Origin of the sequence: Chryseobacterium sp. MEBOG07, from assembly GCF_021869745.1 — a bacterium.
GTDB classification, from domain to species: Bacteria; Bacteroidota; Bacteroidia; order Flavobacteriales; family Weeksellaceae; genus Chryseobacterium; species Chryseobacterium viscerum.
Window position 1 is genome coordinate 1,270,544 of the sequence record NZ_CP084579.1, and the last position, 20,217, is coordinate 1,290,760.

Below are 20,217 nucleotides of genomic sequence, written 5' to 3' on the forward strand. Positions count from 1 at the left end.
ATTTCGCATCATTTTACATTATTTCGCATCCAGCATATAAATTCCCCCTTCAGTCATGATGGTTTCTCCGGGCTTTAAGCCTGATGTAATTCTTACTGTTTTCTGATCGGTTTCTCCAGTTACCACGGGACGTTTGATGAATTGGTTCTTGCCAGCTTTTATCCACACATATTGGGAACTGTCCTGCTGCATCAGAGCGGTCACGGGAATCATCACTGCCTTTTCAGGAGTTGTTGAGAAGTTGACTGTAGCATACATGCCCGGTTTTAGTTTTCTGTCCGGATTATCACATTCAATAAGGACTTTTATACTTCGGGTATCTTCGTCTACAATTTCATTGATATGATAGACTTTTCCTGTAATATTTTTGTCAGGATAGGCACCTACCTTTACAGAAACCTGATCTCCGGCATTGACAAAGCGGATGTCTTTTTCTTTTACATCACCGGAAATCCAGACTTTGGATAATTCTGCGATGATCATTACCGGATCAGCATCTCCTTTCAGATATTGACCATTTACAATTTTGTTGGAAATAATTTCTCCATGAATGGGGGCTCTTACAACAAGAGGACTTCCTATACCTCCTCCTTTGCTGTTGTATACTTTCAAGGCAGAAGACGCATTGGAAAGTGACGTTTTTTTATTTTTAAAATCTGTTTCCGCTTCATCCAGTTCTTTCTGAATACCCACCCCATGTTTTACAAGATCCTGCTGGCGTCTGTAATTTTTCTCGGCAAGCTGTACATCATTCAGAGCATCCGTATAATCCTTTTGAACCGAAAAATAATCTGAAGAAAGGATCTCAAAGAGAGGACTTCCGGCCGATACATTTTGGCCAAGCTTAATAAACGATTTTGTTATTCTTCCGGAAAAAGGACTGGCAATTTCTGCATAATGATTAGGAATTGCCTGAATTGTTCCTGCCGAGACGACCCCATCACTATGTTCCTGTTCGGTAACAACCTGTGTTTTAATTTTTTTGAAAACAGGATTGTTTTCCGGAACCGTGACTTGATCGCCTTTTATCTGGAGATCCTGATCTTGCGGGGTTTCACTTTTGGAATTTTTACAAGAGGCAACAAATGTCAAAAGTACCATTGTTAAGACTGTTTTTCTCATATAAGTTATTTATAACCATTATTTTAATTTCTCTTTTATTGATCTATCGGTGCTGCCTTTAGCATTACAGCCACTGTCCGAATTTTTTGATAAACCATTGTTTGACGAACTGAGTCAGGATACAATACCCTGTAAGAATTCCTATTAAATAAGGGAAGTAGCTCAGAGGCAGCGGCTGCATTTTCAGATACACGGCCATTGGTGTGAAAGGAATCAGAATTCCAATCAGCATGATCAAACTTGTCAAAGCGACTACAGGGGTGGCTGCCCAACTTTGTATAAAGGGTATTTTTTTTGTTCTGATAATATGAACAATCAAGGTTTGTGATAATAAACCTTCCACAAACCAACCTGTCTGAAATAAACCTTGCTGTTCCGGAGTATTGGCTTTAAAAATGAAGAACATCACGGCAAAAGTCACGTAATCAAAAATAGAACTCAAAGGACCTATATACAGCATGAATTTTTTGATACTTCCAGCTTCCCATTTTTTCGGTTTTTCAAGGAAATCTTTATCCATAGTATCCCACGGAATGGAAGACTGTGATACGTCATACAGTAAATTCTGGGTTAAAATCTGCAGCGGAAGCATGGGCAGAAACGGAAGCAATGCACTGGCCCCGATCATACTGAACATATTTCCAAAATTGCTGCTGGCCGTCATCTTTATATATTTGACAATGTTCCCGAAAGTTCTTCTTCCATAGATCACTCCGCTGCGCAGTACCATCAGATCTTTTTCCAGCAGAATGATATCGGCACTTTCTTTAGCAATATCTGCTCCCGTGTCGACAGAAATTCCGACATCAGCTTCTTTGATAGCTGCAGCATCATTGATTCCATCGCCCATAAACCCTACGGTGTGGCCTTTAGATCTTAATATTTTTACAATACGCTGTTTCTGTAAAGGGCTTACTTTAGCAAAAACAGAATAGAGATCCATATCTTTACGAAGTTCATCATCGCTCATTTTCTCCAGTTCATCACCGAGCATAATGGTATTGATGGGGATTCCTACATCATGACATATTTTTTTAGCCACAATATCATTGTCTCCGGTAACCACTTTTACTTCTACACCCAGTTTGTGTAAAGCTTTGATACTCGGCTCTGCAGAAGGTTTTGCAGGATCAAGAAATCCCATGAATCCTGTAAGGGTAAGATGGTTCTCATCAGCAACAGAATAATTTAACGGATGGTCACCATCAAATTCCCGAATGGCAATCAATAGTACCCGTTGTCCTTCAGCATTGAGCTTTTCGGACATTCTGATAATTCGTTGTTTCATGAAGTCGTCCAATGGAACAATATTATCATTCTCAATATGCAGACTGTGGTCTTCTCCCGGATCTAAAGCATACTTACACAAAGGAAGCATTTCCTCCACTGCGCCTTTGCAAATCATCAGGTGCTTACCTGTGGAAGTATTCAGGATCACAGACATTCTTCTCCTTTCAAAATCAAAAGGAATTTCGTCTACTTTCTGATAAAGTTCATCAGCTCTCATCAGGTTATGAACCTCAGCATGATCCAAGACCGCTTGATCCAGAAGGTTTTTGAGCCCTGTTTGGTGAAAACTGTTGAGGTAGCCCCATTTCAATACTTCATCATCCTCAATACCACGAACGTTGAGGTGAGTTTCCAATACAATTTTATCGAGAGTAAGAGTTCCTGTTTTATCGGTACAAAGAATATCCATCGCTCCGATATTCTGGATGGCATTCAATCTTTTAACAATCACTTTCTTTTTGCTCATGTTGACGGCTCCTTTTGCCAGATTAGCCGTAACAATCATGGGCAGCATTTCAGGGGTAAGCCCCACTGCTACGGCAATGGCAAACAATAGGGCCTGCATCCAGTCTCCTTTTACAAATCCGTTGATAAGAAAAATAACAGGGGTCATGATCAGCATAAACCGGATCAGCAGGTAGCTCACTTTATTGACTCCAATATCAAAAGCTGTTTCCGGTCTTTTACTGGCCAGGCTTCTGCTGATGCTTCCGAAATAGGTGAAAATACCTGTATTTGCCACAACAACCGTTGCTGATCCGCTTACCACATTGGTGCCCATAAAGCATATATTTTGAAGACTAAGAGGGTTCCGGTCTTTGGCATCTTTGATGGGAAGAGCATTTTTTTCTACAGGTAGCGCTTCTCCGGTCAGGATGGACTCGCTGATGAAAAGGTCTTTGCTTTTAAGAATTCTGCAGTCGGCAGGAACCATATCACCGGCAGACAGAATAACGATATCCCCGGGAACAATTTCTGTAATTTCTATTTCTTTACTTTCATTAAATTTTCTTTTGGTAAGACAGCTTGTTTTTACCATTTTCTTTAATGCTTCTGCTGCTTTGTTGCTCCGGAATTCCTGAATAAATCTTAAAACCGTACTGAACAAAAGCATCACAGAAATAATAATCGTGGTACTAAAATCCTTTTCACCAGCGGGCACAAGAATACCATCAATGAATAATGAAATTAATGCAATACAGGCCAGGATATAATTAAATGGATTAAAAAATGAGTGGGCAAACTGTTTCAGCCATGATGGGGCTTTTTGAGTGGCAATTTCGTTCTTACCATAAATTTTCAGGCGGTCTTTTACGGTGTTTTCGCTGAGCCCTTCTTCTGAAGTTTCCAGCATGGCGTAAATCATTTTTTCGTTCTCTGCTGCGGCTTCTTTTAATTTTACAAGAGCTGCTGAATTGAGATTTTTGTTGGAAGATTTTTTTAACATTGTTTCCATGTTTTTTAATGTTATAAATCGTTTTCAGTACCTATAATTTCCCAGCTTACCTTGATGACTTTGTCTTCAATGGTCAATCTGCTGGCTGTTTTTTCCATAAAACTGTCCTGTGGAGTGGAAGCGTGAACTTCTGCTGTAATGATGGCGTTTTCAGGCACACCATTGTCATCGCTGGTAAGAGATTTCAGTAATACTTTATCGTTTCCGCTTAAAGACTGCATGAGCTGTACGCGGACATGATTCTCTACTTCACTTTTACACTTGATGCTGAGAAGGTATTCGGTATAATGGTTTCTGTTGTTGATGGTATTGCCTAGCTTTACGCCTAAAGGCCGAAGGATAATATGAGTAAGGATAATAAAACCACTTGTAATAGCTGCTTCAAAAGGCAGTCCCAGAGCACTGAGAGCTCCTACAGATGCTGAACACCAAATGGTAGCCGCCGTATTGAGCCCTCTTACAGTAAGCCCGTCTTTCATAATAACTCCTCCTCCTAAAAAGCCAATACCACTTACGATATATGAGGCTATTCTCCCTGTAGCATCCCCACCAATACGGATGGATAGAAGCACAAATGCTGCAGAACCAAGACATACCAGGGTATTGGTACGCAGACCTGCACTTTTTTGGCGCCATTGTCTTTCAAAACCAATGCTGGCACCCAGGGTAAATGCGATAAGAAGACGGAAAGTAAATTCTAATGTGTTCATAACTTTTCTGTTTTTAGCATGCAGCCGATATACAGAAAGTGATATGACTGAATGCTTAGTTGATGTAATGTGACGGATCGGTATCCATAGGGGTTTTTATTTGCTGCAAAGGTATTCCTCCTTATAGAAAGAGGCCGTTAGAGAAGCTTTAGAATGTTATTAGAAAATGATTAGAGAAAGTATTATCTTATTTTTTTGAGCATGATACTACAAGAAATAATTATTAAAGCTGTTTAACCTTTTTTATTAAACCATAAAAGGAACAAAAGCTTTTTAAACACTTAAGCTATTTTAAGTTATATACTTTGTGTATAAGAAGTACACTAAAGCTTTGTTGAAAATCAGAGATTTTCATCTTATGTGAACTTAACTGTGTAGTATTTCCTTACACTTTCTAAAGTGTACTAAAGTGTTCAAAGAATAAAAACTTTTGTGGTTAAGTTTAAACAGACTTATTGATTAAATCTTATTAATAGTTGTAAACTGTACCCATTGTAAGAGATAAAATTTCAATACATTTGGAGGCAGGTTTTTTGTATGATGAATTTTACGATTTATCATATGAAATAAGAGTGTGTTTAGTCCCGGAAACTTCCTTCCAACATCTTTTGAATTATATATTTTAGAAATGAAAAAATCAAACTTAGCTATACCGGCTACGCTTTTAGCGATCATCTGTGTGCAGGGAGGAGCCTCCATTGCAAAACAGCTTTTCCCTGCCATTGGAGCCATTGGTACGGTAAGCTTAAGAATTGTACTTTCGGCTGTTCTGCTTACTTTGATTAATCGCCCGAAATTTTTGTCGTTTAACCGACAAAAATGGAAATACTGTGCGATGTACGGTATTGGTCTGGCAGCCATGAATCTTATTTTTTATATGGCTATTCAAAGAATCCCCTTAGGATTGGCGGTTACTGTGGAATTTGCAGGACCTTTATTTCTTGCAATAGCTTTGTCCCGAAAACTATTGGATGTTATCTGGGCATTGCTGGCTTGTGTAGGAATTTTGCTTATTGTTCCGTGGCAGAATGATCATGTAGACTTGATAGGACTTGGGCTTGCGTTTCTAGCCGGGATGTTCTGGGCCGTTTATATCGTCATGGGAGGTAAGGTTTCAAAAATAATGGATGGGAAAGATGCGGTGACTACCGGGATGATCTTCGCGAGTCTTGTGATTATTCCTTTTACATTATGGGATGGAGCTGTTTTTAACATCACCCCAAGTATTTTTGTAAAAGGTCTTGGAGTTGCTATTCTTTCAAGTGCTTTACCATTTTCATTGGAAATTATGGCTCTTAAAAAACTTCCTGCAAAAACATTCAGTATTCTGATGAGTCTGGAACCGGCATTTGCCGCTCTTTCGGGATTATTATTCCTGGCGGAAGAATTGTCTTTTTTACAATGGATTTCTATTGCTTGCGTGATTGGTGCGAGTATAGGAACAACAGTTTTCAATAAGAAACCTCTTTCCCATGAGTAAAGGTGGGAAATTTTAAACCATTAAGCTCATTAAGGTTTTAAGGGAAGGTAAGATTCAAATAAATTTGAATGAAGTAGTTGCTCCTAATCTAAATTATATCAAATATCACTGTAAAAACAGTCTCATTATGATCTGATACAACGGTAATCTTTGCATTGTGGAGCAGAATAATTTTTTCGGTAAGGAAAAGTCCTATTCCATGTCCTTTTTCTTGTCTGGAGGTTTCGCTTCTGTAAAAAGGTTCGAAAATATGGTGTACATCTTCCTGAGGAATAGTATTTCCCGTATTGGTAAAACTGATCATAAGGATTTTGGAATGGGTTCTGACATCTATCAAACACGTGTGTTCCGGTGAATATTTACAGGCATTATCAATAAGATTATTAAAAGCAACCTGCAAAAGATATTCATTTCCTTGGATGATAAGCTGATGCTCTTCCACCGCGTCTTCAATATTCAGTGAAACTTTATAGCCGGAATTTTCTTTGATTATTTTGGTGTAAGATTCCAGGAGAACTTCATCAAGACGAACTTCAGAAAAACTGATCTCATTGGGATCATAGCTTGCTTTGGCGAGGTCCATTAAGCTATTGGACAGCTTAACCATATTTCGGGCGTCTTCCAGTGCATATTGGATGGTTTCCTGATATTCTTGTTGGGTTTTATCCTTTTCAGAAGCCAGTTCAAGTTCGGTAATAATAGCCGCTAGGGGAGTTCTCAGCTCATGTGAAATATTAGATACAAAATGCTTCTGTGAATCAAAAGAATTCTCAAGGCGTTCCAGCATTCCATTGAAGTTTTGAGCCAGTTCGTTAAGCTCGTCTTTTTCTTTTGTTGTTTTTAAGCGCAACTGTAGTTTTCCGGCGGTAATATTTTTAATCTGACTCACCATTTCACTGAGCGGGCTCAGCGCTTTTTTGGAAAGAAATATTCCAGCCAGATAAATAAGGATCAGAATACTAAAAAATGAGATAATACTGATGGTGAGAAGATGGGTAAGATAGTCATATCCGTATTTATCATAAGATGCAGCGGTTACAGCATACGTTTTTCCTTCATAATGATACACCATTCCAATCACCTGCAAATCGTTCAAAAAGAAATTAATCCTCTTTTTCTGGAATATCTGCGAAAGCATGTCCGGGGTTTCTTTTACATAATCTACTTTGGCATCATCATGATAAATAAGTTGTTTACTGATATCATAAATGGCGACCTGAACTTCATTCAGAGTTCTGGTATTGTTTTTATAAAGTTTATGCATTTCCTGCTCAGGCAGTGAACTACGGAAAAATAAATCAGCCTTGGCAATGGCTTCGTTTTGAAGTTCGCTGTAAAAAGATTTCTCTCTGGCTTCTTTTGATGAATAATAAATCGAAAAGCTGTAAACCCCTAAAAGCATAGCGGTGATTAAGGTAAAAAGCAGGGTAAGTCTGGTTCTTATTTTCATCCGGATATTTTTAGCAGATCTTCATGATTATACAATGCCTGATTCGTAATCTTTTTTTAGAATAAATCCCATACCGGCTTTGGTGTGGATAAGTTTGGTTTCAAAATCTTTATCAATTTTTTTTCGGAGATAATTGATATACACATCGATAAAATTAGTTCCGGTATCAAAATGGGTTTCCCATACTTTCTCCGCAATTTCACTTCTGGAAAGAACCCTTTCCGAATTTTCCAGCATGAATTTTAAGAGATTAAATTCTTTTGGGGTTAATTTGATCGGACTATGATCCCTGCTTACCGTTTTTTGCTCCAGATTCATTTCAATCCCTTCATACTTGAGGACGAAAACCTTTTGCTGCCGCTGTTGGGAAAAACGTTTCAGAAGAACTCTGATTCTTGCTACCAGTTCCCGCATTTCAAAAGGTTTGGTCAGATAATCATCAGCTCCGGCATCAAATCCTTCCAGTTTATCATCCGTGGTTCCGAGTGCCGTAAGCATAATTACAGGAAGATTGGGTTTTAATGCTTTAATTTCATTACAAAACTCAAGACCATTTTTTTTAGGAAGGACAATATCTGTTACCACCAGGTCAAAATTCGTCTGTAAAGCCAGTTTCAAACCCGTGGTTCCGTCATAAGCCACAGTTACCTCAAATTCAGCTTCCTGAAATCCTTTTGCAATCAATTTTGAAAGTCTGTCGTCGTCTTCAACTAATAAAATATGTGGCATAAGAATCTTGAAAATGTTTGGGTTGGTATGAAGAATAGATCAATATTCTCACAAATGTAATGAATTCTATTTTGTAATTTTGGTCCCGAAAGTATAATCAGATGTCGGAATTTAAAATGATTTTTAACAAAAAAATTAAGAAAGTTATTGTTGCAGGGTTTTTGTCCTGTTTATTATTACTATTGACTCAGTGTAATCGTAACTCTTCCGGAAAAGTGCAGCTCAAAAATGGAGATCTGCTTTTTGTAACGGCAAAAGAATCGGGGCTTTCCGGTGCGATCAATAATGTTACTCAAAAGCAAAAGACAGCTTCATTCGATCATATAGGAATTTTGGAAAAAGAAGGGAACAGTATGTTTGTCCTGCATGCAGCTCCTAAAGGCGGTTCGCAGAAACAGAGTTTAAAAGATTTTATCAAAGATCAGAAAGAAGACGGGCAGGAGGTGATCGTTTATCGTTTGAAGGAACAATACCAGAAAACAATTCCTGAAGCTATTAAAAAAGCAAATTCTATGGTTGGGAAACCTTATAATTTCAATTATATTCTGGATGAAAATTCCTATTACTGTTCAGATTTTGTGGAAAGAGCATTTCGGAAAGAACATATTTTCAAATTGGAGCCAATGACGTTTATAGATCCCAAAACAGGAAAAACAAATGCATTCTGGGAAGAATTTTATACTAAGAAAAATCTGAAAATACCTGAAGGAGAGCCTGGTTGCAACCCTAATGGACTTGCAGGTTCAGACAAACTGGAAAGAATAGAGAAACTTTAAAATAGGAGAGAAGCTGATGAAGCTTCTTTTTTTTATGTTAAATTTTTAAAAATATTAGTCCACTAATTTGGTAGACTAATATTTTTTTATATTTTTGTCACAGATTTACATGCAGAGAGCAATATGATCTGATAATGTTTAACCCAAAAATGTTTAGCGATGATTACACCTAATCCTGGCCTGCAGGTTTTACAAAACAAAATAAACCTGCCTAAAAAAGAATTGTTATTAGAAATAGAGTTGAATGGCAAAATGAAATTTGAACATTTGATGAATACCATCTATAACCAATTGGGCATCTGTCATAGAGTGTTATCAGCAAACATAGAGTATATGAACGGATACAGTTTTGGTTCAGTACAATTATATATTAATGTCAATTCAGAAGATTTCCATCAGCTTGAGGTCTATCTGAATAAAAATAAACTTATCAATACGACGGTAGAATATACCTGCAGAACCTATTTTTAAGTGAGATTCATATAGTTTTAATTACTCAAAGTGTCTGGTTCTTTTACCAGGCACTTTTTATTTTATACTATAAGCAAATTAAAAAGACCAATCATGAATCGGTACAGAATTGAGGTTGCTTCAAGAGTGTCATTCTGAACACAGACCGAAAGTCTGCGAACGTAGCTCATAAATGCAGTGAAGAATCTCATATATTGGGTTGACAATAAGATTCTTCCTTCGTCAGAATGACAAAAGTCAAACAAAAAAAGCGCTCAGATTACTCTGAACGCTTCTATATTAAATAAAATAATTTTAAATTCTTTCGATATCAGCACCAATAGCTTTCAATCTTCCATCGATATTTTCGTATCCTCTGTCGATTTGTTCGATATTGTGGATAATAGATTTTCCTTCTGCAGAAAGTGCAGCAATAAGAAGTGCATTTCCAGCTCTGATATCAGGGGAAACCATGGTGGTTCCTCTTAACGGAGCTTCCTGATTCAATCCGATTACTGTAGCTCTGTGTGGATCACATAAAATAATCTGAGCTCCCATGTCAATCAATTTATCAACAAAGAATAATCTTGATTCAAACATTTTCTGATGTACCAGAATACTTCCTTTTGCCTGAGTTGCTACCACTAAAATAATAGATAATAGATCCGGCGTAAATCCTGGCCAAGGCGCATCTGAAATCGTAAGGATAGAACCGTCAATAAATTTCTGAATTTTATAATGTTCCTGAGCAGGAATGTAGATGTCATCACCACTTTGCTCAAGCTCGATTCCTAATTTTCTGAATGTATTCGGGATTACTCCAAGCTGGTTCCAGTTTACATTTTTGATGGTAATTTCAGATTTTGTCATGGCTGCAAGACCAATCCAAGACCCGATTTCTACCATATCCGGAAGCATAGTGTGCTCAGTTCCTCTAAGGTGTTCAACACCTTCAATCGTAACAAGGTTAGATCCGATTCCTGAGATATTAGCTCCCATTCTGTTCAGCATTTTACATAATTGCTGAAGATATGGCTCACATGCCGCGTTGTAGATTCTTGTTTTTCCTTTTGCCAAAGCAGCTGCCATTACAATATTGGCAGTTCCTGTTACGGAAGCTTCTTCCAAAAGAATGAATTTTCCTCTTAATTCTTTAGCTTTTAAAGAATAAAAATATTCCTCTTCATCATATTTGAATTCAGCACCTAATTCAACAAGTCCCTGAAAGTGAGTGTCCAATCTTCTTCTTCCGATTTTATCACCTCCCGGAGTAGGCATATACGCTTCTCCATAACGAGCCAGCATTGGCCCCATCAACATAATAGATCCACGTAATTTTGCTCCGTCCTTTTTGAACTCGTTGGATTTTACGTAATCGAAATTAACCTGATCAGCCTTGAAAGTATAATCTCCCTGTCCGTTTTTAGTAATTTTTACTCCAAAATCTCCAAGAATTTCAATCAGTCTGTTTACGTCATGAATATCAGGAATATTTTTGATTCTTACTTCTTCGTCCGTAAGGAGAACCGCACATAAAATTTGTAGAGCCTCATTCTTGGCTCCTTGTGGAGTTATTTCGCCCTGCAATCTTTTTCCTCCTCTTATCTGAAACGTTCCACTCATTACTTTCTGTTTTTATGATTGTTATTATGCCTTCTTTTATTAGGCTGGTTGCTATTGTTGTTGTTTTTATTATTGCTGTTGTTGTTGCTGTTTCTATTGTTGTTATTGTTATTATTTCTGTTGTTGTTATTGCTGGTGTAATAGATTTTACTTTTTTCAAGAGATTCTATTCCCGTCAGATCCAACCTGTTTTCAGACAGTTCTTTCAAGTGGCGGAAAATAACATCGTCCGTCACATGTTCTTTATTATAGACATTATAAGATTTCTTCATATTGTTGGCAATCACTTCGATAAGGGCTTCTTTTTCGTCACCCGCTTCCAGTTCGATTGCTTTTTCTATCAATTGAAGAATACTTTTTCCGTAAAACTTAAAGTCACCTTGAAGTTTTGGATATTCCATTCTTTTAGGTTTTTCTGCCAATTGTTCCATTGTAGGGAACGGATAAGGAGAATCTACGTCCAGATCATGATTAGCAAGAATAAAAAGATGGTCCCAAAGTTTATGTTTATAATTTTCCTCGTCGCGAAGTTGTGGGTTTCTCTGACCCATAAAATCGATGATTGCCATAGCCATTTCGTTCCTTTCCTCTTTGGTAGGAAGTTCTTTGCAGCGCTCAACCAACTGTTGTATTATTCTGCCATATTCTGGCATATTAAGCTGAGTTTTTTGGGTATTGTATTCCATAGTATGCAAATATATGGATTAAAAGAAAATTTGTTTCGAGAATCTGAAAAAATTATGATTTTTTAATGAAAACTTCAAATGACTTTCTTCTTGATTTATTATTAAAAATTAAAATATATCCCATTCATTTGAATTTGTTTTCAATAAAATTGTATCTTGTTTAATAGATTGATAATTAATTATTACGATGAAAAAAACACAATTTTTCCTTTCCCTACTGGCTTTAGCATTAGCTAACTCGTGCCAGAACAATGATGAATTTATTACGGAACCTTCCAGGCAGGAAGAGGTTCATAACAAAACGGTAAATGTAACCCACCATGATGGGCGGCCTTTCAGTACAGGAACCGGTTCAGCATCTACACAGAGTAAATTCGTAGCCGGTCCCGGTGGCGGAGTGATGATGCAGGGATTTTATTGGGATGTTCCTGAAGGAGGTAACTGGTGGAATACCGTTAAAGATAAATTAACCGCTTGGTCCAATGCAGGAATTGGTGCGGTATGGCTTCCTCCAGCTTCAAAAGCACAAAACGGAGCCTACTCAATGGGATATGATCCTACAGATTATTATGATTTCGGAAATTTTAATCAAAATGGAAGCACCGAAACCCGTTTCGGATCAAGAACTGAACTGGAAGCATTGATTACCAAGGCACATTCAGAAAATATGCAGGTGTATGCAGATATTGTGATCAATCACAACAGTGGCGGTCAATCGGAAGCCAATCCTTTTACAGGAACCAATACATGGACTGATTTTTCAGGGGTTGCTTCCGGGAAATTTCAGAGAAACTACAATGATTTTTATAAAAATGCCTACGGAAATAATGATGAAGGTGCTTTTGGAGGCTTCCCGGATATGTGCCACGCCAATCCGCATGTTCAGGACTGGCTTTGGGGAAGAGATGATTCTGTCGCCAAATATTATAAAAATGTGATGAAATTTGATGGATGGAGATTCGATTATGTTAAAGGTTTTGGTCCTTGGGTAGTCAATACCTGGAATTCAAAAGTAGGAGGATTTTCTGTCGGAGAATTATGGGATTCCAATGTGAATACGCTGGAGTGGTGGGCGAATAATGCCAACAGTTCTGTTTTTGATTTTGCAGCCTACTATAAAATGGACGAAGCTTTTGATAACGGAAATTTAAATGCTTTGAATGATGATATGATGTGGAAAAGAAACCCATACAAAGCAGTCACTTTCGTAGCCAATCACGACACGGATATTATTAACAATAAAATGCCGGCCTACGCTTATATCTTAACCCATGAAGGTTATCCTACTATTTTTTACAGAGATTATGAAGAATGGCTGAATAAAGACAAATTAAATAACCTGATCTGGATTCATAATAATAAAGCTACTGGTACCACTTCTATTTTATATACCGATAACGATGAATATATTGCAAGACGTAACGGATACAACGGCAATCCCGGGTTAGTTGTTTATATTAATACTTCATCAAGCTGGCAGGAAAGATGGGTAGAAACCAATTGGAGCAGCCAGCAGATCAAAGACTTTACCGGAAGTTCAGGCTGGTATCCGACAACACAAGGAGATAAATGGGTGAAAATCCAATGTCCACCAAATTCTTATTCTGTTTGGTCACTGAATTTATAAGTAATGGGCAATCAATGATGAGCCATGAGTGAATTGAAAAATAAAATATTTCATAAACTCCAATCTGCTCATTAATACATCAATTTATCATTTCGTAGGAAGCGATACAATGCATTTTAGTGCTAAATTAGCTGAGCTTCTTACGGAATGATACTTTATACGAGATTATTTATAGTAAGGAAATCCTTCTTCGAAACAAAGAAAATTACACCTGAATAAATTTTTTCTTCTGATGCTGATCTGGCAAATAACATTTCTGATTAGCCAGCTTCATTCTGTTTCTGGAAACAACATCATACACTTTATCACTTAGAAATCGGGGAATAATTTTTCCAATGAAGGAAAGGGTATAGACTCCTCCCAACAAATTAGCGATTTCCAGTATAGCTCTTGATTTGATCTGATAATATCTGCCGGGTTTCCATAGATACATTGTATTGAATACGTTTGTTTCCAATCCTCTTTCAGATAAAAACTGCTGCCCGAAGTCAGATTGAAGGGACGCAAACATGAATTTGTCTTTCTTATCTCTCTCCAAAATCCATTGCACCCAGAAATTACAGACTCCGCAATCTCCGTCAAAAAATACAATATGTTTATTTTCCCAGTTTTCCACGACTTTATTTATTAAACATGATTCCTCTTTCAGTATCTTCTTTTACCTTTTTGAAATATTGAATAAGAGTTGTACGCTGTTCATCCGATAACTTGGCGTTCTGATGCCCCAGATAATAAGATTCAAGCGGCATTTCTTTTTTTCAACCATTTCTATACATTCTTCCAGTTTATGAAGCTGTCTTTGAGGTTCATATACTGCAAAGGTAGAAAAATTAAGATGTTTCCTTCCTTCATTGATGTGATTTTTACCCACCATGAAGCTGGGGAAATATTGGCATACCATGGATATGTGGTTTCGTTGGAATGACAGTCGTAGCATGAAGTCCTGAGGGTACGGGCAATTTTGTCCGGAGTATTTTTAATTTTCAGAAAATCCATACCGGGCGTAGGAGGTGGATTCGTCTTATCAATGGGGAAAAACTGAATAAGGATAAAGGCAACGAGAATGATAACAATTATTTTTTTCATAGCAGATGTTCATGTTGGTTATGATAAAGGTAACTAAAATTATTTTTTAATATAGATTGATTTGAAGCAGGTGAGTTCTACAGAATGAAGTTCCGGAAATAGTATTCTTTTACTAATTTGTATACAAATTGCCAAGCTGTTTTTTCGGCTATCAATAAAATTCCATTTTCCGGTTTTGGTCTTCCCTTTTTCATTAATGCTTACGTTGAGTAATTCTAAATTGGACTGTATACTGCTGTTTTTATTTAAGTTAATCTAAAAAATCACTAATTTAATACCACAATTATGTCTTGGTTTTCATGAAGTAGGAAATATTTATTTATAGTTTTTAACTATCGTTGAAATAAAAATTAATAGATTGTATTTATCGGTCAAACATTGTAGGTTTGTCATGTTCTTACAATAAAGAATTTAAACTGTATTAATCAATATAAAATAAACGACAATGGAAAAAGATTTGAATGACATCAGTAAATGCCCGTTTCACAACGGAACCATGAAGAAGAATGTAGCAGGGGGAGGTACCCAGAATTCTGACTGGTGGCCTGATCAGCTTAGAGTAGATCTTCTGCGCCAGCATTCTTCCCTTTCAGATCCTATGGATAAGGATTTTGACTATGCCAAAGCATTTGAAAGCCTGGATCTGGAAGCGGTAAAACAAGACCTTCATGCATTGATGACAGATTCACAGGATTGGTGGCCGGCAGATTTTGGTCACTACGGACCTCTTTTTATTCGTATGGCCTGGCACAGCGCAGGAACTTATCGTGTAGGAGACGGTAGAGGGGGAGCAGGAGCTGGACAGCAGCGTTTTGCGCCTTTAAACAGCTGGCCGGATAATGTGAGCCTTGATAAAGCAAGAAGGTTGCTATGGCCAATCAAGCAAAAATATGGTAGAAATATTTCCTGGGCAGATCTTTTGATCCTTACCGGAAACATTGCTTTAGAATCAATGGGCTTTAAAACATTCGGATTTGCGGGAGGCCGTGCAGATGTTTGGGAACCGGATTCCGATATATATTGGGGATCAGAAAAAACATGGCTGGGAGGTGATGTTCGTTATGCTCACGGTTCAGAAGGAGTAGTTGAAGGACATTCAGCTGTTCTCCCTACAGATGATAATGCAGACGGAGATATTCATTCAAGAAATCTTGAAAATCCATTGGCCGCTGTACAGATGGGGCTTATTTATGTAAATCCTGAAGGCCCGGACGGAAATCCTGATCCGATTGCAGCTGCTAAAGATATCCGCGATACTTTCGGCCGTATGGCAATGAATGATGAAGAAACTGTAGCCTTGATCGCCGGAGGACATACTTTTGGTAAGACTCACGGGGCTGGTCCTGCAGATCATGTAGGTAAAGAACCTGAAGGAGCAGGAATTGAGCAGCAGGGATTAGGGTGGTCAAGTACTTATAAATCAGGAAGTGGAAGAGATGCCATTTCCAGTGGTCTGGAAGTGACATGGACAGAAACTCCAACTCAATGGAGTAATTATTTCTTTAAAAACCTTTTTGAAAATGAATGGGAACTGACAAAAAGCCCTGCCGGAGCTCACCAATGGATAGCAAAGGATGGAGCAGATATCATTCCTGATGCATTTGATTCTTCTAAAAAGCATAAACCAACAATGCTTACAACAGACCTTTCATTGAGATTGGATCCTGTTTACGAAAAAATATCAAGACACTTTTACGAAAATCCTGATGCGTTTGCGGATGCTTTTGCAAGAGCATGGTTTAAACTGACGCACAGAGATATGGGACCACGTGCCCGTTACTTAGGACCAGATGTACCACAGGAAGAACTGATCTGGCAGGATCCTATTCCAGAAGTAAACCACGAATTGGTTGACGGAAATGATGTAGAATCATTGAAATCAAAAGTTTTAAATTCTGGATTAAATAATTCTGAGCTTATATCTACAGCATGGGCTTCTGCTTCTACGTTTAGAGGAAGTGATAAGCGTGGTGGTGCCAACGGTGCCAGAATCAGACTGGAGCCTCAAAGAAATTGGGAAGTGAATAACCCTGCACAACTGAATAAAGTATTAAGCGTATTGGAAGGAATCCAAAAAGAGTTCAACGATTCTCAGAGTGGAGGTAAGAAAATATCATTAGCAGACTTAATTGTATTAGCAGGTAATACCGCTGTAGAAGTGGCGGCAAGAAATGCGGGTCAGGAGGTAAAAGTTCCTTTTGCACCAGGAAGAATGGATGCTTCTCAGGAACAAACCGATGTAGAATCTATGGGATATCTTGAACCGGCAGCTGATGGATTCCGTAATTATCTGAAAAGAAAATACACGGTATCTACAGAATCTTTATTGATCGATAAAGCACAGTTATTAACGCTTACTTCTCCTGAGCTTAGTGTATTAGTAGGTGGAATGCGTGCTTTGGATACGAACTTTGACGGTTCTAAACATGGGGTATTTACCAGCCGTCCGGGAGCTCTTACCAACGACTTCTTCGTCAATCTTCTAGATATGGGAATCCAATGGAAAGCCATGTCAGACGATAAAGAATTATATATGGGAAGCGACCGCTCAACAGGTCAGCCAAAATGGACAGCAACCCGTGCGGATCTTGTTTTCGGATCCAATTCTGAATTGAGAGCAATTGCAGAAGTATACGGAAGCGCCGATGCACAAGGGAAATTTGTAAAAGACTTTGTGGCAGCTTGGACGAAAGTGATGAATTTGGATAGGTTTGATCTGGTCTAATACATAAAAATGAAAAATGGAAAAGACAGCATCACTGCTGTCTTTTGTTATTATCTACTGTCCCGTTTTAAAATTAGTTGATCGTCAGCTAATTTGACTTAAGAAAAAAACATATGCTGAGTACAAAAAGATCCGAAGAAAAAAAATCTTCGGATCTAATAGTTTTAAAATAAATTAATATTTATTTTAAAATGACTTATTGATTCAATATGTAATAACCATCATCTTTGTTTATCTTTTCCCTTATAAAACAAGAATATCTTAACAAGAGGTTATTTTATACTGTCTTTTTTGTCAAAAGTATTATAATACCATAGTCTGATCTCATCTTCTAATGATTCTGGTTTTTTATTGGGATCAAACTTCTCTCTTCCACCATTATCAATAACTTCCTGAGAGTACCCTTTCTTTTTGAATATTCTGGTTCTGTTTTTATTGGCGACTACCAAAAAAACAATAACGACTCCAAAAATCATAATTAAAGCAGATACTATATTTCTGTAATTAAAAAAGAAGTCATCATTTATAAAGTATTCTTTTTTTAAATATAAATAATTCGGTATCCAAATTATAAGCATTATTGCGAACAAATATAGAGGTGAAATTACACTATCATCATATCCGTTCAGTTCCACAATGCCTTTTATTGAGTACAAAGCAAATAATATGATCAAAGTAATGATAAATGAGGTTTTATTGATTAAAACGTCAGTATTATCTTTTTTGAATACTATTTGAAGTAATTTATAGATTGAAAATGCTAAATAATTATATATTTTCATTAATATTTAAAAATAAATGGTTGACCAAATAATGGAGTGATTTCATTTGAAATACCCGGAGGTTTTGTAAATGCTGGTCTGCCGGTTGTTTGCTCATATAAAGTTTTTCCTCCAAAATATATGAGTCCACAAGCAGGACACCAGAAACTAAGTACACCAACTCCTCCATCAAAAAAAGCTTCAGTACCTGTTATCTGCCCGGATAAATATTGATATGATGTAAATCCTAAACCAGCTACTCCTACAGCATTTCCTGTAAAATTAACAGTAGTGGCAAGTCTGGAAGCCCATGTTGTTGAGGTTCTAAATGTACCTAAAAATTTTGGACCCCACCATAGTTCTCTACCAATTTTTCCAGCTCTGTCAACAGATTGAATTAATCTTGCTGAAGTTTTAGCTGTTGCCTGACCAAATCCTGCCATCGTTGGAGAAGTTCCAGGATGATTAACAATTGCATCTAATGTTTCACTTCTAGGGATTAGATTTCTTGGTTTTTGAGGCTGGGAGACTGTTGGAGAAGAATTTACAGCTGGTGTATTTCCTTTTGCAACGACTCCTTCAGAAGCTGGCATATCATTAGCTGCTGCTGAGCTCTCGGTCTCCGGCATAGAATAATATCCTAAGAATCCATTTGAAACTGAAGGATTTTCAGGAGTATTTGCATAGTGCTCATATTTGTCCATTCCCTGATTCCATCTAAAAATACCGTCTCCATCTACATAATAGTTCAGTCCTCTTCTGGGAGGATATACAGATCTTCCATCAGGATCAATAAGATTCAGAGGATTGTTTAAAGTATAATTAAACGGACTGAAGCTTTGGTATTTTTCTGAAAGTGGATCAATGACACCCCATCTTCCCAGGTCCGGCATATAATTTCTTGCTCCATAGTCATACATTCCCGTTTCCTGGAGTTCTTTACCATTGTATTTGTAGGTATTCTTTATTCCGTACTGAGACAGGTAAGATCCATTATTGTATCCTTCATGTTTTAACCCGAAAGGATAATAATTGGTTTCTTCCATTAAGATACGTCCACCGCCATCTGCCCGAGCAATATTATACCTTACATTTCCCAGATGATCTTTAAGGTTGTAAATATATTCTTCTCTTTCAAAATTGTAAAAACCTTCGGCAGTAGGAACAGATCTGAGAGTATAACCACTGTCAGATGCATTCTGAGATGTATTCATTTTGGAATAGGTTCTTTCATACTGGAAACCGTCAATATAATCGGTTTCTGAATAATCCGTACTGTAAGGATTTACATTATCTACTCTTTTAGCATATTTGGAACCGTCTGCTCTATACTTATAAGTATGAAGTGTTCCTTCATTCATTCCCGGAGTGAAGCCACCTATTATAGCATTTACTGAAGTAGCAAGGTTAAGATAATTGTACTTAATTGCCTTTACCTGTTTATCCATGTGATTGGACATATTTCCATTTGCATCATAACTGATGAGATTACCTCCCTGTGGATAACCGGAAGGATTCATTTTCTGATCCGTAACTTTAATCAAGCGGTTAGAATTTCCTCCAAGATCATAATCGTAAACCAGTTCATCAATCTGCATGGGAGTAGTTTGCCCTACAGGAGGATTTTTATAACGGTTTAAAGTTTTGATGTTACCATTCAAATCATAGGTGACTGTCTCGTCATAATAATGATTATTAGAGTTGGAAGTAAGTCCGGGTGTAAGATAAATCCCCTTGCTTAAGCGATTAAGATAATCATACTGATATGTATACCTGCGTGAAATTCCGTCTCCTAAAGCTGTTTTCCAATCGATTTCTGAGATATTTCCATTATAACGTGCTATACCATAGTTCGCATCTTCAGGGTTCTGATATTTAATTTTCATGGCAAAAATATGATCAGGACCCATGTTGGAAGGATCATTGATAGAAGTCAGCCAGCCATGGATATTATAACCGTAGTTGATGGATTGAAGAGGATTACCATCATCATCCTGCCCAATTTTTTTGTTGATAACCTGCCCAATTTCGTTATAGGTATTAAGGACAATAGGTTCTACAGGTTTATTATTTACTTGATGTTTTTGTGCTAGAAGCCTGTTTTGGCTGTCATATTCAAAAGTTTCTTTAATATAAGTTTCAGAATCATTCGCGGTACGCTTATGATAGGTATGGGTTTCTTTGCTCAGTCCACTGAAATCAAGTAGAGATTCACTGCGACTAATACCTCCAAGATGATTCACAGA

The 20,217-nt window shown here is 37.4% G+C and carries 15 protein-coding genes and 1 pseudogene; 5 read left to right on the plus strand and 11 right to left on the minus strand.

All coding sequences use genetic code 11. The annotated features are described in order from the left end of the window. Nucleotides 1-18: 18 nt before the first annotated feature. From LF886_RS05795 to LF886_RS05805, 3 genes are all read right to left on the minus strand, one after another. Complete coding sequence (locus tag LF886_RS05795) at nucleotides 19-1,122, minus strand: efflux RND transporter periplasmic adaptor subunit (protein WP_236853170.1); 1,104 nt, start codon at nucleotides 1,120-1,122, stop codon at nucleotides 19-21. A 64-nt stretch (nucleotides 1,123-1,186) separates the two neighbouring features. Continuing rightward, nucleotides 1,187-3,868 carry a magnesium-translocating P-type ATPase gene (mgtA, locus tag LF886_RS05800; RefSeq protein ID WP_236853171.1) on the minus strand — a complete coding sequence of 894 codons (2,682 nt, stop codon included), beginning with the start codon at nucleotides 3,866-3,868 and terminating at the stop codon, nucleotides 1,187-1,189. Between the two features lie 11 nt (nucleotides 3,869-3,879). Then, nucleotides 3,880-4,578 carry an MgtC/SapB family protein gene (locus tag LF886_RS05805; RefSeq protein ID WP_103233709.1) on the minus strand — a complete coding sequence of 233 codons (699 nt, stop codon included), beginning with the start codon at nucleotides 4,576-4,578 and terminating at the stop codon, nucleotides 3,880-3,882. 628 nt (nucleotides 4,579-5,206) lie between these two features. Between LF886_RS05805 and LF886_RS05810 the strand changes: the two genes are divergently transcribed. Continuing rightward, nucleotides 5,207-6,058: an EamA family transporter gene (locus LF886_RS05810; RefSeq protein WP_236853174.1), complete on the plus strand. Its 852-nt coding sequence runs from the start codon at nucleotides 5,207-5,209 to the stop codon at nucleotides 6,056-6,058. An 88-nt stretch (nucleotides 6,059-6,146) separates the two neighbouring features. On the opposite strand, the gene LF886_RS05815 is transcribed toward LF886_RS05810, so the two are convergent. Further along, nucleotides 6,147-7,508: an ATP-binding protein gene (locus tag LF886_RS05815; protein ID WP_236853176.1), complete on the minus strand. Its 1,362-nt coding sequence runs from the start codon at nucleotides 7,506-7,508 to the stop codon at nucleotides 6,147-6,149. Nucleotides 7,509-7,535: 27 nt separating this feature from the next. Further along, nucleotides 7,536-8,237, minus strand: coding sequence for a response regulator transcription factor (locus tag LF886_RS05820; RefSeq protein ID WP_109738375.1), 702 nt, complete (start codon nucleotides 8,235-8,237; stop codon nucleotides 7,536-7,538). Nucleotides 8,238-8,353: 116 nt separating this feature from the next. On the opposite strand from LF886_RS05820, the gene LF886_RS05825 reads away from it, so the two are divergent. Continuing rightward, on the plus strand, nucleotides 8,354-9,013 hold the full coding sequence (locus LF886_RS05825) for a YiiX/YebB-like N1pC/P60 family cysteine hydrolase (protein ID WP_236853178.1): 660 nt from the start codon (nucleotides 8,354-8,356) through the stop codon (nucleotides 9,011-9,013). 159 nt (nucleotides 9,014-9,172) lie between these two features. Next, nucleotides 9,173-9,484, plus strand: coding sequence for an NIL domain-containing protein (locus LF886_RS05830; RefSeq protein WP_103233705.1), 312 nt, complete (start codon nucleotides 9,173-9,175; stop codon nucleotides 9,482-9,484). Nucleotides 9,485-9,778: 294 nt separating this feature from the next. On the opposite strand, the gene murA is transcribed toward LF886_RS05830, so the two are convergent. Both murA and LF886_RS05840 read right to left on the minus strand, forming a co-directional pair. Next, a complete protein-coding gene (gene murA, locus LF886_RS05835) occupies nucleotides 9,779-11,086 on the minus strand; it encodes a UDP-N-acetylglucosamine 1-carboxyvinyltransferase (protein ID WP_124534640.1) in 1,308 nt (435 codons plus the stop codon). Further along, nucleotides 11,086-11,772, minus strand: coding sequence for a DUF4290 domain-containing protein (locus tag LF886_RS05840; RefSeq protein WP_236853180.1), 687 nt, complete (start codon nucleotides 11,770-11,772; stop codon nucleotides 11,086-11,088). Before LF886_RS05840 ends, murA begins: the two co-directional genes overlap by 1 nt. Nucleotides 11,773-11,959: 187 nt before the next feature. Between LF886_RS05840 and LF886_RS05845 the strand changes: the two genes are divergently transcribed. Continuing rightward, nucleotides 11,960-13,399 carry an alpha-amylase gene (locus tag LF886_RS05845; protein WP_236853182.1) on the plus strand — a complete coding sequence of 480 codons (1,440 nt, stop codon included), beginning with the start codon at nucleotides 11,960-11,962 and terminating at the stop codon, nucleotides 13,397-13,399. A 205-nt stretch (nucleotides 13,400-13,604) separates the two neighbouring features. Here LF886_RS05845 and LF886_RS05850 read toward each other — a convergent pair whose 3' ends face one another. Then, nucleotides 13,605-14,015 (minus strand): thiol-disulfide oxidoreductase DCC family protein, encoded by a 411-nt coding sequence (locus tag LF886_RS05850; protein ID WP_236853184.1) that lies wholly within the window; start codon nucleotides 14,013-14,015, stop codon nucleotides 13,605-13,607. Between the two features lie 4 nt (nucleotides 14,016-14,019). Further along, nucleotides 14,020-14,485, minus strand: a pseudogene (locus tag LF886_RS05855) (heme-binding domain-containing protein). A 445-nt stretch (nucleotides 14,486-14,930) separates the two neighbouring features. On the opposite strand from LF886_RS05855, the gene katG reads away from it, so the two are divergent. Next, nucleotides 14,931-17,210, plus strand: a complete 2,280-nt coding sequence (gene katG / locus LF886_RS05860) for a catalase/peroxidase HPI (RefSeq protein WP_317207648.1) — start codon at nucleotides 14,931-14,933, stop codon at nucleotides 17,208-17,210. A 272-nt stretch (nucleotides 17,211-17,482) separates the two neighbouring features. Here katG and LF886_RS05865 read toward each other — a convergent pair whose 3' ends face one another. Next, a complete protein-coding gene (locus LF886_RS05865; RefSeq protein WP_236853186.1) occupies nucleotides 17,483-17,992 on the minus strand; it encodes a hypothetical protein in 510 nt (169 codons plus the stop codon). Beyond that, complete coding sequence (locus LF886_RS05870; protein WP_236853187.1) at nucleotides 17,992-20,214, minus strand: RHS repeat-associated core domain-containing protein; 2,223 nt, start codon at nucleotides 20,212-20,214, stop codon at nucleotides 17,992-17,994. The genes LF886_RS05865 and LF886_RS05870 overlap by 1 nt, the downstream gene beginning before the upstream one ends. Nucleotides 20,215-20,217 lie beyond the last annotated feature (3 nt).

What these genes read in the sequence shown, in the direction of transcription:
- LF886_RS05795 (WP_236853170.1), bottom strand. Translation starts at nt 1,122, where the DNA reads ATGAGAAAAACAGTCTTAACAATGGTACTTTTGACATTTGTTGCCTCT.
- mgtA (WP_236853171.1), bottom strand. Translation starts at nt 3,868, where the DNA reads ATGGAAACAATGTTAAAAAAATCTTCCAACAAAAATCTCAATTCAGCA.
- LF886_RS05805 (WP_103233709.1), bottom strand. Translation starts at nt 4,578, where the DNA reads ATGAACACATTAGAATTTACTTTCCGTCTTCTTATCGCATTTACCCTG.
- LF886_RS05810 (WP_236853174.1), top strand. Translation starts at nt 5,207, where the DNA reads ATGAAAAAATCAAACTTAGCTATACCGGCTACGCTTTTAGCGATCATC.
- LF886_RS05815 (WP_236853176.1), bottom strand. Translation starts at nt 7,508, where the DNA reads ATGAAAATAAGAACCAGACTTACCCTGCTTTTTACCTTAATCACCGCT.
- LF886_RS05820 (WP_109738375.1), bottom strand. Translation starts at nt 8,237, where the DNA reads ATGCCACATATTTTATTAGTTGAAGACGACGACAGACTTTCAAAATTG.
- LF886_RS05825 (WP_236853178.1), top strand. Translation starts at nt 8,354, where the DNA reads ATGATTTTTAACAAAAAAATTAAGAAAGTTATTGTTGCAGGGTTTTTG.
- LF886_RS05830 (WP_103233705.1), top strand. Translation starts at nt 9,173, where the DNA reads ATGATTACACCTAATCCTGGCCTGCAGGTTTTACAAAACAAAATAAAC.
- murA (WP_124534640.1), bottom strand. Translation starts at nt 11,086, where the DNA reads ATGAGTGGAACGTTTCAGATAAGAGGAGGAAAAAGATTGCAGGGCGAA.
- LF886_RS05840 (WP_236853180.1), bottom strand. Translation starts at nt 11,772, where the DNA reads ATGGAATACAATACCCAAAAAACTCAGCTTAATATGCCAGAATATGGC.
- LF886_RS05845 (WP_236853182.1), top strand. Translation starts at nt 11,960, where the DNA reads ATGAAAAAAACACAATTTTTCCTTTCCCTACTGGCTTTAGCATTAGCT.
- katG (WP_317207648.1), top strand. Translation starts at nt 14,931, where the DNA reads ATGGAAAAAGATTTGAATGACATCAGTAAATGCCCGTTTCACAACGGA.
- LF886_RS05865 (WP_236853186.1), bottom strand. Translation starts at nt 17,992, where the DNA reads ATGAAAATATATAATTATTTAGCATTTTCAATCTATAAATTACTTCAA.